Here is a 16,638-nt window from a genome sequence, read left to right as displayed (position 1 = left end):
CGGCCTGCCGTTACGGGCCGGTTCCGCGTCAGAAGGAAGTCCCTCCCAGGCCATGAGCTTCGAAAACCCCATTTCCCGCCGCAGCTTTCTGTCTTTCTCGGCATTGACCGCGGCCTCCGCGCTTGCCGGCTGCGCATCCACATCCAGCGCCCCGGGCGTTCAGCCCGTCGCCTTCCGCGTTCCCAGGCTCTTCCAGACGACGCCGGCTCCCACCGATGCCGAACTGGAAGTCATGTATGGCCCGATCGAAGACGGTGGCTTCCTGATCCCGCCGGTGCCCTACAAGCAGATCGATCCGCGCTTCTACCGCCAGCAGGTCATCGACCCCACCGGCCAGGCGCCGGGCACAATCGTCGTCGATACGCCCTCGCGCTTCCTCTATGTCGTCCAGCCGGGTGGCACGGCGATGCGCTACGGCGTCGGTATCGGCCGCGAGGGCTTTGCCTGGTCCGGCAACGGCGTCATCCAGTGGAAGCAGAAATGGCCGCGCTGGAAGCCACCGAATGAGATGGTCGCCCGCCAGCCGGAGCTCACCAAATATTCGATCGCCAATGGCGGTATGGAGCCGGGCCTCAAGAACCCGCTCGGCGCCCGCGCGCTCTACATCTTCTCCAATGGCGAAGACTCGCTCTATCGTCTGCACGGCAATCCCGACTGGCGTTCGATCGGCAAGGCCGTGTCATCCGGCTGCGTCCGCTTGCTCAACCAGGACATTATCGACCTCTACGACCGCGTTCCCCAGAAGAGCCCGATCGTCGTCTGGCAGTAGGTCAAACGGTCGACGCGCAAGCGGCAATCGGTCCTAGGGATCGAGGGCTGCAAACGCCAAAAAACATGGCCGATACAACAAGGGTACCCCCAGCGGGGTGCCTTTTTCGTTTGGAATACTCTCCAACGTTCCCTCATTCCTGTGCTTGTCACAGGAATCCAGCCACCGCGCGTCCGCGCGGTGAATGATCCCCGTTTCCCATGGAGAGTCTCCCACGCCCCATGACTGTGGCGCACCGGAGTTCTGTGACGAGCACAGGAATGAGGGTGGTCTGATGACGCCGCGCCTACAAAAAAGCTCCCAAAACGGGAGCTTTTTCAATCGTTCGCCTCAACCACCCGAACGCAACGGCCCGAGATTGAGCGATGCGCTGTTATATGCCGGCCGCGGCGTCGGCAGGACGACGCGGGTTGGCGGGGTCAGCACATCGGCCGCGGGCTGCAGCGATGGTGGCTGCAGGGTCTGGGGCGCCGGCTGTGCCTGGAATTGCATCTGCATCTGCGATGCCTGCGGCAGCGACCCTGTGGAGGCGGGCTGGACGGCCAAGGCGGGTGCGGCCTCGCCCGGCATAGCGGCTGGGACCGGGCCAGTTTCCGGCAGCAGGATTTCGAACGGCGCCGGTGAATCCGGATCGGCGGAAGCAACCTGCGTATAGGCGACCTGTGTCGAGGATGGCTGCGGCGCGCTGACGGCCGGGGCTGCAGGGGCAGGCTGCGGTGCCGCTGTATACTGTTCGACGCCGGCGAACTGGACGGCGCCGGAGCGCTGGTCGTTCGCGACGTAATTCATCGCCACTTCATAGGACGGCATCGGGGCGGGCGTCTGCAATTCGCCGTCGCGGCCACGCTTCTCGTAGAAGACGTTGCCGCCGGCAGCCGTCACGTAGTGCATGTTGCCGTAGGGGAACTTCAGGCCTTCGGTGTGGAAGAACATCGCTTCCTTTACGCCCGGATGGCGCGCGCCGCGCAGAATGTCGTCGGCGGCGGCATCAAGCTGCGGCTCGGCAACCGGCTCGACCGTTCGGGTCAGGACGCCGGGTGCGAACTGCTTCTTCTGTCCGACGACGCCGCAGATGGAATCGGAATAGGCCTGCGAGGTCAGCCGGTTCATGACGACCGTGCCGACGGCGAGATAGCCGTTGCGATCCGAATGTTCGGATTCGAAATACATTGCGCGCTTCAGGCACTCGCGGTCCTTGGCGGTGTAATTATAGGTGACCTTGCCTGGAGTGGCGGCAACGGTCTTCGCCTTTGGCGTCGCTTTGGCATCGAGCGCATCCGGCTCGTTGGCCGTGCTGCAACCCGTGACGGCCAGTCCTGCGATGAAAATCGCGGAGATGGTTTTGCCCCTCAACGGCAGTGCCTCCCAGTTTTTTCGGTCCAGCCCCAAATCACTCGGCGAGACTTTGTACCTCACGTTACCGATTATGCCAAACACATTTCGTGAACGGCCATTTAACCCAGCTTGGCAAAGAAGTGGTTAAGCCGCTGCTTTCGAGATGCTCATCGTGCATCCGGATGCCTCAAGCGCCGCTGAAGCCACCTCGATGAACAGTTTGCGCAACCACACGGCGCGCCCATCCGCCTGGTCGACGCGGCGGTAGAGCATGGTCACGGGATCGGCCGGCAGGTCGAAGGGGAGGCGCGAGATCGACAGCCCATGCAGCTGCGCCATGCAGCGGGCAATGGCCTCCGGAACGGTGGCAATCGCCGGCATCGCTTTCAGCGCCGTCGGCAGTGCGGAGAAGCGCGGCACGCTGGCGGCAATCGTCCGCTTCTCGCCGATCCGCGTCAGGGCGAGATCAAGATTGGTGGCCGTATCGCCGCTTTCGTAGGAAATGACGATATGCGGATTGCCGGTGAAATCAGCGAGCCCCAGCGGCGCCTTCAGGCGCAGCTGTAGCGGATCGTAGATCGACATCGAGCATTGTTCGAAAAGCGGTTCGCGCACATGCCAGGAGGCGGGCTCGTCATGGACGGCAACGCTGAAGTCGAAAGCGCCGTCATCGAGCAGCCGGGCGGCCTCGCGCTTTTCGGATGCGACGCCGATCAGTTTTGCATTCGGCGCCAGCTGCCGCAGCCGCGCGGCCAGCGGTCCGAAGAAGGCGGTCTCGAGATTGTCGCACATGCTGATGCGGAATTCGCCGTCGTATAGCGCCGGGTCGAAGGCATCAGGCGGACGGATTGCCTTTTCGATGCAGGTCAACGCCTCCTCGACGGCAGGCGCGATGGCAAGTGCGCGCGGCGTCGGCTGCAACCCGCGCCCGACGCGCACGAAAAGCTCATCGCCCAGCGCCTCGCGCAGCCGCTTCAACGCTGCCGAAAGACCCGGCTGCCCGAGCAGCAGCCGCTCGGCAGCGCGGCTGACATTGCGCTCCTGCATCAGCACCGAGAAGGCGACGAGCAGATTGAGGTCGATCTTTCGAAGGGTCGCATCATTTATCATCGTCAGTAATACCTGGCATGGGTACTATCAATTTGCAATAGGATCAGGACGTGTACATTTTCTCGTTCCCTGCCGCTCCTCCCAATCCGCGGCAGCCGAAAGGAACGATTTCGATGACACTCTCCCAATCCAGAAGCGGGGCAGGGCTGGCATTGCTGCTGCTCTGTGCCGCCAATTTCCTCGATGCCATGGACGTCTCGACCATCGGCGTCGCGCTTCCCGCCATCCAGGCTGAACTCGGAATGCCCGCCACCTCGTTGCAATGGGCCGTCAGCGCCTATGTGCTGGGCTATGGTGGCTTCCTGCTGCTCGGCGGCCGCGTTGCCGATGTCTTCGGTCACCGCCGCGTCTTCCTGTGGTCGCTTGCCGTCTTCGCGGCCGCCAGCATTGCCGGCGGCTTCGTGGACAGCGGTCCGACCCTGATCGCCGCCCGCCTGATCAAGGGCATCGCCGCCGCCTTCACCGCGCCGGCAGCACTCGCCCTGCTGCTCTCCGTCTTCGGCGAGGGTGCGGCCCGCGCCAAGGCGCTCGGCGTCTTTGCCTCCACGGGGGCAACCGGCTTCGTGCTCGGCATGGTGCTTGGCGGTGCCGCCACCATCATCAGCTGGCGGGCGACGCTGGTCATGGGCGCGCCTGTCGCCATCCTCGCCCTGATCGCCGCGCCCTATGTTCTGCCGCGTGACGTCAAGCTCGGCGGCAAGCGTCCGTCCTTCGACTGGGCGGGGGCGCTGACCATCACTCCCGGCCTGCTGCTCTTCGTCTTCGGCATCACCAATGCCGCTGCCGAAGGCTGGAATGCGCTGCCGACCTGGGGTTCCCTGGTGGCCGCGGTGCTTTTGATCGGCCTCTTCCTGGTGGTCGAATCCCGGCATCACGATCCGATGGTGCCGCTCGGTATCTTCCGCAAGGCGAAGCTCAGCCATGCCAACCTGCTGGCGGCGCTGTTCCAGGGCGTCTATGTCGGCTTCCAGTTCATCGCCACGCTCTACTATCAGGATGAACTCGGCTGGTCGGCTTTCGTCACGGGCTTCTGCTTCGCCTTCGGCGGCGTCTGCGTCATGTTCCTCGCACCGCGCTTCGCAACCATCGCCCAGAACCGCGGCACGACGGGCCTGATGACGCTGGGTGTCGCGCTGCAGGCATCGAGCTATATCTTCTGGGTGCTGGCCGTCGGCCATGTCAATCCGGTGCTGCTCGTCGCCCTCTCGCAGATCCCGCTCGGCGTCGGCTATGCCATGACCTACCCGTCGGTGCAGGTCGCGGCTCTCTCGGATGTCGAGGAAGACAAGTCGGGCCTTGCCTCCGGCCTGCTCTTCGCCGCCTTCCAGATCGGCGGCGGCATCGTTCTCGCGGCCGCCTCCGCCATCTTCAGCGCCGCCCCATCGATGGGCTACGATGCCTACACCGCAGGCGTCACCTTCGTCGCCATCCTCTCGGTACTGGTGGTCCTCTTCGCAGCACTCGGCCCGCGCGGTTCCCGCGCTCCGGTCCCGGCCGCCTATCAGGCCGCGGAGTAACGCATTCCGGCCCGCGCCATCGGCGCGGGTCTTCCTATGCTGCCGATCTGACCGGATCGATCGCCTGCAGCTCGTGTGTCAGGCTCTCGCTGGATGAGACGAGATCGAAGGTGACCTGCATGTTCATGAACCACTTCGGATCGACATTCAGATATTTGCCAAGCCGCAGCGCCATCGGCGCGGTGATGTTCAGGTCGCCATGGCAGACCCGATTGAGCTGGCTGCGCGCAATGCCGGTCGCCTTGGCCGCAGCATAGACGCTGATGCCCATCGGCTCCAGGAACTCTTCCTTGAGCACGATCCCCGGGTGGGGAAGAGGAATTTCTCTTGCCATGTCGGGTTCCTTTCGCCCGCGCGACGTCAATCCGCGCCGTTCAGATTCGACCGCAGGCCCTGGAGCAGGGTGCGGATCTCCGCCATCTCCTCGAGCGTGCAGCCGATCGCCTGGCCGATCGAGCCCATGATCGTGTCGACCTCGGCGCGCATGGCGTCGCCCTTCGGCGTCAGCGATACCAGGACTTGACGCTCGTCGCGCGCGTCGCGGGTGCGCTTGATCAGGCCGTTCTGCTCCAGGCGCTTCAGGAGCGGCGAGAGTGTGCCTGAATCGAGGTCGAGTTTTTCGCCGATCGTCTTCACCGGCAGTTCCGATTTTTCCCAGAGCACCAGCATCGCCAGATATTGCGGATAGGTGAGGCCGACCTTGTCGAGGATCGGCTTGTAGGCGCGGGTGAAGGCATGCGCCGTCGAATAGACCGCAAAACAGAGCTGCCGCTCGAGCTTCTTTTCCTCTGCCGGTATCTCCATCGTCCTTGCCGTCTGCGCCTTCATATCCGTGTGTCCTGTCGCTGCGATTGTCGTCTTTTCAGATTCCGAATGCAATTTGCAAAATTCACTTGCGTACAATTTAATTGCGCATTATATAAATCGCAACCCCAACGCAAAGGAGACTGACATGCCTATTCTCTACACGACCCAAGCATCCGCCACCGGTGGCCGCGCCGGCCGCGCCGTTTCCGATAACGGTGTTCTCGACGTCACGCTCACCGTTCCGAAGGAACTCGGCGGCGACGGCGCAACCGGCACCAATCCCGAGCAGCTCTTCGCCGCCGGCTACTCGGCCTGCTTCCTGGGTGCCCTGAAATTTGTCGCAGGCCAGCAGAAGGTCAAGATTCCCGAGGACACGACCGTATCCGCCAAGGTCGGTATCGGCCCGCGCGAAGACGGCGGCGGCTTCGGCATCGAAGTGGCCCTGACGGTCAACATCCCGGGCCTCGACAAGGCTGAAGCCGAAAAGCTCGCCGCTGCTGCCCATATCGTCTGCCCCTACAGCCACGCGATGCGCACCTCGACCGAAGTTCCGGTGACGGTTGCCTGATTGACCTTCTCTTCTACCCGAGGGGAGAAGAGAAGCCTGAGGAACGCCTCCACGTGTTCCCTCATTCCTGTGCTCGTCACAGGAATCCAGCCGGCCCAAGTCCTTGGGCCGGAAAGACTTTTCCGCACCGCCGACGCGGCGCTGCTGGATCCCTGTGAAAGGCACAGGGATGAGGGCGGAGAGTTGGTTTCCTCGCTGTGCGCAAACCACATCTTTTCATATGAAATAAAATCGCTATATTCTTTCTAAGGAAAGGATATCCGATGCCCGTACCATCGCCCGCTCAAGCGCGCTTCACCCAGGAAGCCGCCGTCATCACCAAGGCCGCGGTCAACGCCGCAGATCGCCTCGGCATAAGTGCCCGCACGCTGTCTGCCGTTCTAGGTGTCTCGGAAGCCACCGTGTCGCGCATGAAACGGCAGGATCACCAGCTGGATCGCAGCGGCAAATCCTTCGAGCTCGCCATTCTTCTCGTTCGCCTGTTCCGCTCGCTCGACGCCATCGCCGGCGGCGATGAGGCCGTTGCCAGGCAGTGGCTGCGCAATGCCAACACGGCGCTCGGCGCCACCCCGCTCGAAAAGATCGTCAGCATTTCAGGTTTGACCGATGTCCTTGCCTATCTGGACGCCCGCCGCGCTGTCGTCTGAACTGCGCGCCGTCTCCGGCCGTTTCTGGCGGCTGGTGGAGGCGCAGCACCAGATCTCGACGCTGAAACTCGTCGATACGCTGGAGGAGCAGGCGCTTCTCGAAAATCTGCTCGAAGAGAGCAAGCCGGCATTGCCGCCGGAATGCGTGGGGCTGGATTATCTGCTGGCGACACCGTTCCGATACGGCGCCGTCTATCCGCACGGTTCCCGCTTCCGCCGGGCAGGACGGACGCTGGGTGTGTTCTATGCCTCGGAGAAGGTGGAGACGGCGCTATCGGAAATGGCCTTCTACCGGCTGCTGTTCTATGCGGATTCGCCCGCTACGCCATTGCCAGCCAATGCCGCCGAATACACCGCCTTTGCAGCGCCCGTCGCGACATCCGCAGCGCTCGACCTGACGCTCCCGCCGCTCGATCGTGACCGGGCGATATGGATGGACCCGCTGAACTACGAAGCATGCCAGGCGCTTGCCGAGGCCGCCCGCGCGGCGGATACGGAGGCCATCCTCTATGAATCCGTCCGCGATCCGCGCCATGGCCGCAATCTGGCGCTTTTGACCGCCAAGGCCTTCAGCGCTCGCGAGCCCGCCGAACGGCAGACATGGCGCATCCGGCTGTCGGCATCGGGCGTTCAGGCACTGTGTGAATTTCCGAAGCAGCGCATCGGCTTTGCACGCGCCGATTTCGGCGGCGATCCGCGTATCGGAAACTGATCAGCAAAGTGCCAGCAGCATGCTGCGCAGCCCGTCGCCATTGGCATCAGGCAGCTTGTCTTCCAGTGCGGCATGGGTGCTCTGCCAGATCGGCACGGCAGCGGCCAGTACGGATTTCCCCTCGGCCGTGAGGCTGAGCAGCCGCGAGCGCTTGTCTTTGGCGCCGGGCGTCACATTTACCCATCCACGGCGCTGCAGTGGTTTCAGCGCGGCCGTCAGCGTCGTCTGGTCCATGGCGAGCAGGTTGGCGACCGGCCCCATCGGCGGCGGCTCCGGCCGGTTGAGCGACATCATCAGCGAGAACTGCCCGTTGGTGAGCCCGACAGGACGAAGCGCGTCGTCGAACAGCCGCGCCAAGGCCCGGGCCGCCCGCTGCACATGCAGGCAGAGGCAGGTGTCGCGCACGAGCAGCGTCGTGGAATAGGGAATATCGACCGAATTTGACATGGCCAAATTCTATTGATATCAATGTATTTAGTCAAGCAAAGCAGAACGAAATGCCGGTCCTTGCCGGCCGCGCCGGAGGAGGGCGTGCGATCATGCAGAATGCTGTCGTTTCCCGCGAAGAATGGCTCGAGACCCGCCGCGCGTTTCTGGCTAAGGAAAAGGCCCATACCCGGCAGCGTGATGCGCTGCGCGCCGAGCGCCAGGCGCTCCCCTGGGTGAGGGTCGACAAGAATTACGTCTTCGACACGCCGGGTGGCAAAAAGTCGCTCGCCGACCTCTTCGAAGGCCGCAGCCAGCTGATGATCTATCATTTCATGATGGGGCCGGAATGGGAGGCAGGCTGCCCGGGCTGCTCTTTCCTGTCCGATCATATAGATGGCACGCTGCCGCATCTCAACAATCACGACGTCACCTGGGTGGCGGTCTCCCGCGCGCCGGTCGAGAAGATCGAGGCCTACAAGAATCGCATGGGCTGGAAATTCCCCTGGGTCTCTTCCATCGGGAATGATTTCAACTTCGACTACCACGTCTCGTTCACGCCCGAGGATCTGAAGAAGGACAAGGTCTTCTACAACTTCACCGAGATGAAGCCCGAGGACGCCAATGACGAACTACCGGGCATGAGCGCCTTCTACAAGAACGAGAAGGGCGAGATCTTCCACACGTACTCGAACTATGCCCGAGGCGGCGAAGAGGTGCTGGGCACGCTGATGATCCTCGACTACGCGCCGAAGGGCCGCAACGAGGACAGCACCATGAGCTTCGTCAAGCGTCACGACGAATACGAGGATGCGAAGACGCAATCCTGCTGTCATTGAGATCTGCAAGCATCAGCCGAGGGAGGAAGGATGATGGAACCTGCAAAAGCGATGGAGGAGCACCGTTTCCTCGAAAAGCTCGTCGGGACCTGGAATGTCACGTCCGACGACATGAAAGAAAGCGGGCAATGGACCGAGGTCGTCCGCTCGCTTCACGGCGCCTGGTTCGTGGCCGAAGGAAACGGCCAGATGCCTGACGGCAGTGGTGCCGCAACGACGGTGCTGACCCTCGGCTACTCGCCTTCGAAGGGCAAATATATCGGCACCTGGATCGGCTCGATGATGGACCACATGTGGGTCTATGAGGGCGAGGTCTCGCCCGATGGCAAGGTGCTCAGCCTCTATACGCGCGGTCCCGATTGCATGGGCGGCGGTGGCGAACAGGATTACCGCGAACAGATCTCCTTCATCGACGCCGACCACCGCACCTTCGCCTCCTCGGCGAAACAGCCCGACGGCAGCTGGAAGCAACTCATGGAAGCGCGCTACGCACGCAAGCCGTGATCGCGGCGTCCCATCGGGCGCCAGACGGAAATGACATCCGACACTCTTGAAAGGGAAAGATCATGGCTTCGAATACGCATGGCAAGTTCATCTGGTGCGAGCTGATGACGCCCGATACCACCGCCGCCGCGAAGTTCTACGGCTCGGTCACCGGCTGGGCGACCAAGGAAATGCCGATGGGGGACATGGGGGTCTATACGATCTTCGAGGCCAACGGCCGCGGCGTCGGCGGCATGATGACCTTTCCGGCCGAGCTCGAAGGGCAGGGCATTCCGCCCAACTGGACGGGTTATGTCGCCGTCGATGACGTCGATCAGTCCGCCCGCGACTTTGCCGCCAGTGGCGGCAGCGTGCGCCGCCCGCCCGAGGATATCCCGACTGTCGGCCGCTTCGCCGTCGTCGCCGATCCGAGCGGCGCCGTGCTTTGCATCATGACGCCGCTGCCGATGGAAAACGACGATGGCTGGGAGCCGGAAATCGGGACGCCCGGCCATGTCGGCTGGCACGAGCTGATGTCCGGCGACTGGCAGCAGGCTTTCGATTTCTATGAAAAGATCTTCGGCTGGACCAAGGACCACGACTTCGACATGGGCGAGATGGGCACCTACCGCATCTTCGCCGAGCACGGAAAACAGACCGGCGGCATGATGACCAAGCCTGCCGACGTGCCGATGACGTACTGGGCCTATTACTTCAACGTGCCGGAGATCGACAGCGCCGTCGAGCGGGTAAACGCAGGCGGCGGCAAGATCGTCTTTGGTCCGATGGAGGTTCCGGGCGGCACCTGGGTGGTCAATGGCATCGATCCGCAGGGCGCATTTTTCTGCCTCGCTGCGCCCCGGCGCTGACCGCCGAAAACGGGGTGTCCGGCAGCCCCTGACAGCCCCGAATCGCGCCCTTCAAGGTTAACGGCGGCCCCTGAAAAAAACGGGCCGCCGTTAAGCGTTTCGGGGTCAAAAATCCCTTGCTACTTCCTTAATTTTATTCAAATTTTAGCATTCTCACCCCAAAAGGCCGTTCCAAGGTTAACCGTCCCTGAACATTTTTGGGTGGAAGCATAATCGGCTATATCTTGGTGGTTAAGGAAGTATTGCAATTAGACCTCCCGCGTAATTGATTGCACCTCAATTGTTCATTGGGGTAAAGTCATGTCTATCGAAGATCTGCGTAATTCGAACGTCGACGGCGAGCACGCTTCTCACGAGATGATCTCGGACGTTCACGAAATTGCAGGACGCGAAGAGGCCAAGCTTCCTGAGGTCGAGCGTGTCGAGCTTGCCCAGGCGCAGAGCTCGCAGACGACAGATCAGACACCGGCCGGCGAGCAGTCGCCGAAGACCGACCGCGTCGAAGCCGCCCCGTCGGCTCCGCAGGCTTCGGCAAATCCGAATGAAGTTGTTCCGGATCAGAACAACGTCGCCCACCTCGCGGCCAACGTCTCGCTCGACGACATCCGCATCGAGGGTGCCAATCTGGTACTGGTCCAGCCCGACGGCACCGAGATCGTCATCATCAACGGCGCCGCCCACGTCCCGACCTTCCTGATCGGCGAAGTCGAACTGCCGCGCGACACCGTCATCGCCGCGCTGAACGACAGCCACATCAACGTTGCCGCCGGCCCGGATGGCGGCGACAGCGCCTCGGCCGCARCCCCGAGCTCCGGCGCGGAATTCCAGGATACCACGCCGGGTGGTGACGACGCGCCGACGGAACTGGCGGCATTGCTGGCTGATACGCAGCAGCCAGACCGTACGCCTAATGGCGACGAGGAGCTGTTCGATGACCAGCCGACCATCACCTTCACCGACACGCTGGTGCTGACGGAGAGTTCTGACGGCGAAGGCAACTTCGAAAAGAATACGCTTGAGGGCCATTTCGGCTTCCTCTCGGGCGCTGACCTTGGCGTCGTCACTGCCATCAACTACACCGGTGGTACCGATGTCGACGAAGAAGGCGGCAGCGCTGGCACGCCGCTCAGCGGCCTGACCTCGGATGGCCACGCCGTAACCGTGACCGTCAACGGCCTGACCATCACCGGCACGATAATCGTCGGCGAAGGCGAAAACGCCCATACGGTGACTGTCTTCGAACTCAAAGTCACCGACATCTCGACCGGTGCGTTCACCTTCACCCAATACGGCCCGCTCGACCATCCGGACCTCAACCAGTCCGGCGCCAGCGATGCGCTGCGCCTGAACTTCACCTACACTGTCACCGACAAGGATGGCGACGCCGTCACCGGCAATGCGTCGATCGACATTCGTGATGACGGCCCGTCGATCAACTTGGGTGGTGCGAGCGATGACCGTACGATCAGCGAACACGACCTTCTGGATGGAAAGGTTGCTACCGGCGATGTCGGCCTCGGCGTTCAGTGGGGTGCGGACAACGGCGCTCATCGCGACCTGACCTTTGATGCCAAGAACGCACCTGGCGGCCTGACTTCGCATGGCCTCGCCATCCAGTACGAAATCTCTGCAGATGGCCACACGCTGACCGGTTACACGGTCGGCGAAGGCGAGGGTGCCGTACGCACCGATGTCTTCGTTGTCACGCTGGACCCGACCTCGGCTCATGGTTCCTACACGTTCCAGCTGCTGACGAGCATCGATCATCCCCATACCCAGGCACCCGCCGGCGGTGAAGGTGAACCGGTTCTGCTCGCAGTCGATCTTCAGGATTCGCAGATCGATCTTTCCTTCGCCGTAACTGCAAAGGACGCCGATGGAGACACGGTGCCGACCAGCTTCACTGTAACCGTCAATGACGATGTGCCGACCGTCAGTCTGGCGTCGACCGAAACGACTGTCGTGACCGATGAAAGCGTCGGCAGGCAGGCAGATGACGCAGGTCTGGTCCGGTCCCTGCAGCTGGCTCAGCTCTTCAGCGGCATCCACGATGTCGGACACGACCCGCAGACCCTCGGCCTGCCGGTCGCGTTCGCTCAGAGCGCGTCGGCCGTGGTCACCCCGACCATCTCGTTCGGCGGTGATGGTGCCGCAGTCTCCGGTTCGGTTGTCTATTCGCTCTCCGTTCAGGATGGTGCGGATTCAGGCTTGAAGACCACTGATGGTCATGAAATCTACCTCTTCAACGAGAATGGCTTCGTCGTCGGCCGCTACGATGCGAGCGGCGGTGAAGTCACGAATACCGGTAACGATCCGGCCGCCTTCGCCCTGACGATTGGCGAGGACGGCAAGGTCAGCGTCGTTCAGTATGTTTCCTTACACAACGACGTCGCCGGCGACGCCAACGACACCGTTTCGATCGCTGCCGGCACGGTTTCCGCCGTTGTCACCGTCAAGGACGGTGACAACGACACTGCGACGGCAAGCACAGATATTTCAGGACAGATCAGCTTCCGCGATGACGGCCCGGCAATCATTGTTCATTCCAACAACGATTTCCGCGTGACGGCCGACGAATCCGCCGGTCTTCAGGCCGATGATCAGGCAGCACTCTCGGTCTTCAACGCAGTCTGGAACAAAGGTAATGATCCGGATCGTGCCGGCAATGACCCGCTCGCCTATGCGCAGTCCAAATCCGTTGCACTGAACGCAATCACCTATTTCGGCGTTGACGGTCAGGCGGCTGCTGCTGCCAAGGTCTATTCGCTCTCGGCAACCGATGGCACGGATTCCGGCCTGACGACCACCGCCGGCAAGCACATTTTCCTCTTTGTCGAAGACGGTATCGTCGTCGGCCGCGTCGGTGACAGTGCCAATTCGGCCAAGCTCGGCCAGGCGGCTTTCGCCGTCGCCATCGACGCCGACAGCGGCAAGGTTTCGACGGTCGAATACCTGTCGTTGCATCACGACAATAGCAGCAATGCGAACGACTCTGTTTCCGTCGCCGACGGCAAGATCAGCGCAGTTCTAACGATCACCGACGGTGACGGCGACAAGGCAAGCGGTTCGGTGGATATTTCTTCCGACATCCGGTTCCGCGACGATGCGCCGACCGTTTCCGTTTCCGTCAGCGGTTCCGTGACCGCCGACGAGACGCCGTTCCTGCAGAATGACGACGTGTTTGCGAATGCCGGCATCCGTCAGGTCTTCGCCGGCGTGCACGACAAGGGCAGCGATCCGGATACGTTCGGTCTGCCGGTCGCATTTGCCCAGAGTGACGCTGCCGTCATCACGCCGACCATCGATTTTGGCGCCGACGGCAAGGCCAACAGCGGATCGGTGATCTACGCGCTGACGATTGCCGCCAACCACACCGCATCGGGCCTCTTCACCACCGAAGGGCGCGAAATCTTCCTGTTCAAGGAAGGCGATCTCATCGTTGGGCGCTATGACGTCAATGGCGGCACTGTCACGAATACCGGTCACGATCCTGCAGCCTTTGCGATTTCGATTGGCAATGACGGCAAGGTCAGTGTCGTCCAGTACGTTTCGCTGCAGAACCCGGATACGCTGAACGCCGACGATCAGGTCGCGATCAAGAATGGTGCTGTTTCCGCTACCGTTACCGTCAAGGACGGCGATGGCGACACTGCGACTGCCAGCGCCGACATTTCCCAGCAGATCCGCTTCCAGGACGACGGTCCGACGATTGTCGTCGCCGGCCGCAACCCCTTCTTCGGTGTCACTGCTGACGAGACGTCCGGTACGCAGTCCGACGATCAGAACTCCTCCTCGGTCTTCGCAGGCGTTGCAAACACTGGTGATGACGCCGATCGCGCCGGCAGCGCTCCGCTGGCCTACGCACAGTCCCAGTTTGGCGCGATCAGCGACGTGACGGCCTTTGGAACCGATGGTGCTGCCAAGATTGGCGCGAAGGCCTACTCGCTGACGGTCGTCAACGGCACGGATTCCGGCCTGACGACCACCGAAGGCAAGCATATCTACCTCTTCATGGAAGGCGGCATCGTCGTCGGCCGTATCGGTGATACGGCAGAAGCCGCCGCCGGTGGCAAGGCTGCTATCGCGGTTGCCATCGATGCCGCCACTGGCAAGGTCTCGACCGTCGAATATCTCTCACTGCATCACGGCGACGCCGGTAGCCTCAACGAGGCGGTCGCCGTTGCTGATGGTTCGATCCGTGCCGTACTGACTGTCACCGACGGTGACGGCGACAAGGCCAGCGCCTCGGCCGATATCTCTTCCGGCATCCAGTTCCGCGATGACGGTCCGGTCGTCTCGCTCGCCTCCTCTGGCGTGACCGTTGTCACCGACGAAAGCATCGGCGCACAGGCTGACGATGCCGGCTTCCTTAAGTCGCTTCAGCTCGCTGGTCTTTTCAGCGGCATCCACGATGCCGGCAACGACCCGCAGACCCTTGGCATTCCGGTTGCCTTCGCACAGAGCGCATCTGCCGTCGTGACCCCGTCGATCAATTTCGGTGCTGACGGTGCTGCGGTATCGGGCTCCGTCGTCTACTCGCTCTCGGTCGCCGACGGTACGGATTCCGGCCTGAAGACCACCGATGGCCACAAGATCTATCTCTTCAACGAAAACGGCTTCATCGTCGGCCGATACGATGTTCAAGATGGTGCTGTTTCCAGCGACGTAGTAGCGCACGACCCGGCAGCCTTCGCATTGTCGATCGGCCAGGATGGCAAGCTCAGCGTTGTGCAGTACGTTTCGCTGCACAACGACAATCCGCTGGATGCGAACGATCAGGTCGCTATCAAGGCTGGCGCGGTAACCGCTGTCGTCACCGCAACCGACGGCGACGGCGACAAGGTTTCGGCAGGTGCCGACATTTCCGGCCAGGTCCGCTTCCAGGACGATGGTCCGAGTGTCTCTGTCATCCGTACGCCGCTCGTCTTCGGCGTTACGGCCGACGAGACGGCAGGCAAGCAGATCCTCAGCGACGATACCAACCCGCTCGCAGTCTTCAGCGGCGTCGCCAATGTCGGCCATGACAGCGACAATGGCGGTGCACCGCTTGCCTACGCCCAGTCCGCAGTTGGTGCACTCGTTGACAGCACCAATTTCGGTGTCGACGGCGCAGCCACGACTGGCGCGAAGGTTTATTCGCTCGCCATCGTCAACGGTGCAGACTCCGGTCTGATGACCACCGACGGCCAGCACATCTATCTCTACATGGAAGGCGGCATTGCCGTCGGCCGTGTCGGCGGTGCCGAAGGCCAGGCGGCGATCGCAATCGCCATCGACCCGGCGAACGGCAAGGTATCGACGGTCGAGTACCTGTCGCTGAACCATGGCAACACCAGCAACGCCAACGACAGCGTTTCGCTGGCGGACGGGACCGTGCGGGCTGTTTTGACCGTCACCGATGGCGACGGCGACAAGGCCTCTGACTCGGCGGACATTTCGTCCGGCATCCGTTTCCTCGACGATGGTCCGTCAGTCGATCTGTCGGTCACCGGCGTCAAGGTCATCGCTGACGAGAGCACCGGTCTTCAGCAGAACGACACCTCCGCGCTTTCTGTCTTCAGCGGCGTCTCGAATGTCGGCCACGATGCCGACAATGCCGGCGCTCCGCTAGCCTATGCGCAGAGTGCGTCGGCCGTCGTTTCCTCGTCGATCGCCTTTGGCGCAGACGGCGCCGGCAGCGTCGCCTACTCGCTTTCGCTCAGCAGCAGCGGCGTCAACAGCGGCCTGATGACCACCGAAGGCAAGAAGATTTTCCTCTTCTCGGAAAATGGCATTGTCGTCGGCCGAGTTGGTGACACCGTCAACGCTGCCAAGAGTGGCGCCGCGGCCTTTGCGATTGCCATCGACGGCCAGAACGGCAAGCTTTCCACCGTCGAATACCTGTCGATCAAGCATTCCGACACCACGACCGGCAATGACCTCGCGTCCATCACCAATGCTGCGATCCGCGCCGTCGTGACCGTCACCGATGGTGACGGCGACAAGGCTACCGACAGTGTCAACATCGGCAGCCAGATCCAGTTCCAGGACGATGGCCCGGTTCTCAACAAGGTCTCCGGTGCGTCGCTTGCCGAAGACGACCTGGCAAACGGCAATTCTCCTGACGCAAGCCACCTCTCGGTCAAGGGCGATCTCGATATTTCCCTCGGCGCGGACGGCGGCAAGATTTCGCTTTCTGCAGCCAATGCCTCCTGGAACGGCGACGCCAAGACCCTGACGGCCGGTGATGGTTCGTGGAAGGTCGCCCTGAACGGCGACGGCACCTACACCTTCACGCTGCTGCACAATACCACGCACAGCGCGTCGGGTGCCGACGATCTGAACATCAAGATCACCTACACGGCGATCGATGGCGACAACGACAAGCTGACCGGCGACTTCACAGTCACGATCAAGGATGACGTGCCGACCGCAAGCTGGTCAGGCACCAGCGTCGTGACTGAAAATGGTACGGCCGACGGCACGTTCATCACTCAGTCGGCGACGGGCACGCTGGTCTTCACGCAGGGTGCAGACGGCGCCAAGATCACCGATCTGGCGTTCCGCACGGCGGCGA

Annotated in this window: 14 protein-coding genes; 9 read left to right on the top strand and 5 right to left on the bottom strand. The window is 62.3% G+C overall.

Translation table 11 applies throughout. From position 1 onward, the window contains the following. The first annotated feature begins 52 nt into the window (after positions 1-52). Positions 53-769: a L,D-transpeptidase gene (locus AC1DJO_RS07480; protein WP_112386362.1), complete on the top strand. Its 717-nt coding sequence runs from the start codon at positions 53-55 to the stop codon at positions 767-769. 330 nt (positions 770-1,099) lie between these two features. Here the strand turns inward: AC1DJO_RS07480 and AC1DJO_RS07475 are convergent, their stop codons facing one another. Further along, positions 1,100-2,128, bottom strand: coding sequence for a cell wall hydrolase (locus tag AC1DJO_RS07475; protein ID WP_477949082.1), 1,029 nt, complete (start codon positions 2,126-2,128; stop codon positions 1,100-1,102). Between the two features lie 120 nt (positions 2,129-2,248). Next, entirely contained in the window at positions 2,249-3,214 is a 966-nt protein-coding gene (locus tag AC1DJO_RS07470) for a LysR family transcriptional regulator (RefSeq protein WP_477969617.1), read from the bottom strand. A gap of 113 nt (positions 3,215-3,327) precedes the next feature. On the opposite strand from AC1DJO_RS07470, the gene AC1DJO_RS07465 reads away from it, so the two are divergent. Beyond that, positions 3,328-4,731, top strand: a complete 1,404-nt coding sequence (locus tag AC1DJO_RS07465; RefSeq protein ID WP_477969615.1) for an MFS transporter — start codon at positions 3,328-3,330, stop codon at positions 4,729-4,731. A 34-nt stretch (positions 4,732-4,765) separates the two neighbouring features. On the opposite strand, the gene AC1DJO_RS07460 is transcribed toward AC1DJO_RS07465, so the two are convergent. Both AC1DJO_RS07460 and AC1DJO_RS07455 read right to left on the bottom strand, forming a co-directional pair. Then, the gene (locus AC1DJO_RS07460; RefSeq protein ID WP_477969613.1) at positions 4,766-5,065 is read right to left on the bottom strand and encodes a HigA family addiction module antitoxin; all 300 of its coding nucleotides are present in this window, start codon (positions 5,063-5,065) and stop codon (positions 4,766-4,768) included. Positions 5,066-5,091: 26 nt separating this feature from the next. After that, positions 5,092-5,559, bottom strand: coding sequence for a MarR family winged helix-turn-helix transcriptional regulator (locus AC1DJO_RS07455; RefSeq protein ID WP_477969611.1), 468 nt, complete (start codon positions 5,557-5,559; stop codon positions 5,092-5,094). A gap of 124 nt (positions 5,560-5,683) precedes the next feature. On the opposite strand from AC1DJO_RS07455, the gene AC1DJO_RS07450 reads away from it, so the two are divergent. From AC1DJO_RS07450 to AC1DJO_RS07440, 3 genes are all read left to right on the top strand, one after another. Further along, entirely contained in the window at positions 5,684-6,106 is a 423-nt protein-coding gene (locus AC1DJO_RS07450; protein ID WP_112537233.1) for an organic hydroperoxide resistance protein, read from the top strand. A gap of 263 nt (positions 6,107-6,369) precedes the next feature. Continuing rightward, positions 6,370-6,753: an antitoxin Xre/MbcA/ParS toxin-binding domain-containing protein gene (locus AC1DJO_RS07445; RefSeq protein ID WP_477969609.1), complete on the top strand. Its 384-nt coding sequence runs from the start codon at positions 6,370-6,372 to the stop codon at positions 6,751-6,753. Then, positions 6,713-7,465 (top strand): RES family NAD+ phosphorylase, encoded by a 753-nt coding sequence (locus AC1DJO_RS07440; protein WP_477969607.1) that lies wholly within the window; start codon positions 6,713-6,715, stop codon positions 7,463-7,465. Before AC1DJO_RS07445 ends, AC1DJO_RS07440 begins: the two co-directional genes overlap by 41 nt. Here the strand turns inward: AC1DJO_RS07440 and AC1DJO_RS07435 are convergent, their stop codons facing one another. Continuing rightward, positions 7,466-7,912 (bottom strand): MarR family winged helix-turn-helix transcriptional regulator, encoded by a 447-nt coding sequence (locus AC1DJO_RS07435; protein WP_477969605.1) that lies wholly within the window; start codon positions 7,910-7,912, stop codon positions 7,466-7,468. It abuts the gene before it with no gap. Positions 7,913-8,004: 92 nt separating this feature from the next. Between AC1DJO_RS07435 and AC1DJO_RS07430 the strand changes: the two genes are divergently transcribed. The 4 genes from AC1DJO_RS07430 to AC1DJO_RS07415 all read left to right on the top strand — a co-directional run. Next, positions 8,005-8,730 (top strand): DUF899 domain-containing protein, encoded by a 726-nt coding sequence (locus AC1DJO_RS07430; protein WP_477970309.1) that lies wholly within the window; start codon positions 8,005-8,007, stop codon positions 8,728-8,730. 30 nt (positions 8,731-8,760) lie between these two features. Further along, on the top strand, positions 8,761-9,234 hold the full coding sequence (locus AC1DJO_RS07425; RefSeq protein ID WP_477969603.1) for a DUF1579 domain-containing protein: 474 nt from the start codon (positions 8,761-8,763) through the stop codon (positions 9,232-9,234). Positions 9,235-9,296: 62 nt separating this feature from the next. Further along, positions 9,297-10,082, top strand: a complete 786-nt coding sequence (locus AC1DJO_RS07420) for a VOC family protein (RefSeq protein ID WP_477969601.1) — start codon at positions 9,297-9,299, stop codon at positions 10,080-10,082. A 300-nt stretch (positions 10,083-10,382) separates the two neighbouring features. Next, the coding region (locus tag AC1DJO_RS07415) for a DUF5801 repeats-in-toxin domain-containing protein (RefSeq protein WP_477969599.1) at positions 10,383-16,638 on the top strand (6,256 nt) is incomplete at its 3' end.

This window comes from Rhizobium sp. 05N430 (genome assembly GCF_056396985.1).
Note: the sequence above shows the minus strand (reverse complement) of the source record. Positions and strands in the feature narration are given on the sequence as shown.

Coding starts and splice junctions, on each gene's coding strand:
- AC1DJO_RS07480 (WP_112386362.1), top strand. CDS start 53: ATGAGCTTCGAAAACCCCATTTCCCGCCGCAGCTTTCTGTCTTTCTCG.
- AC1DJO_RS07470 (WP_477969617.1), bottom strand. CDS start 3,214: ATGATAAATGATGCGACCCTTCGAAAGATCGACCTCAATCTGCTCGTC.
- AC1DJO_RS07465 (WP_477969615.1), top strand. CDS start 3,328: ATGACACTCTCCCAATCCAGAAGCGGGGCAGGGCTGGCATTGCTGCTG.
- AC1DJO_RS07460 (WP_477969613.1), bottom strand. CDS start 5,065: ATGGCAAGAGAAATTCCTCTTCCCCACCCGGGGATCGTGCTCAAGGAA.
- AC1DJO_RS07455 (WP_477969611.1), bottom strand. CDS start 5,559: ATGAAGGCGCAGACGGCAAGGACGATGGAGATACCGGCAGAGGAAAAG.
- AC1DJO_RS07450 (WP_112537233.1), top strand. CDS start 5,684: ATGCCTATTCTCTACACGACCCAAGCATCCGCCACCGGTGGCCGCGCC.
- AC1DJO_RS07445 (WP_477969609.1), top strand. CDS start 6,370: ATGCCCGTACCATCGCCCGCTCAAGCGCGCTTCACCCAGGAAGCCGCC.
- AC1DJO_RS07440 (WP_477969607.1), top strand. CDS start 6,713: ATGTCCTTGCCTATCTGGACGCCCGCCGCGCTGTCGTCTGAACTGCGC.
- AC1DJO_RS07435 (WP_477969605.1), bottom strand. CDS start 7,912: ATGTCAAATTCGGTCGATATTCCCTATTCCACGACGCTGCTCGTGCGC.
- AC1DJO_RS07430 (WP_477970309.1), top strand. CDS start 8,005: ATGCAGAATGCTGTCGTTTCCCGCGAAGAATGGCTCGAGACCCGCCGC.
- AC1DJO_RS07425 (WP_477969603.1), top strand. CDS start 8,761: ATGATGGAACCTGCAAAAGCGATGGAGGAGCACCGTTTCCTCGAAAAG.
- AC1DJO_RS07420 (WP_477969601.1), top strand. CDS start 9,297: ATGGCTTCGAATACGCATGGCAAGTTCATCTGGTGCGAGCTGATGACG.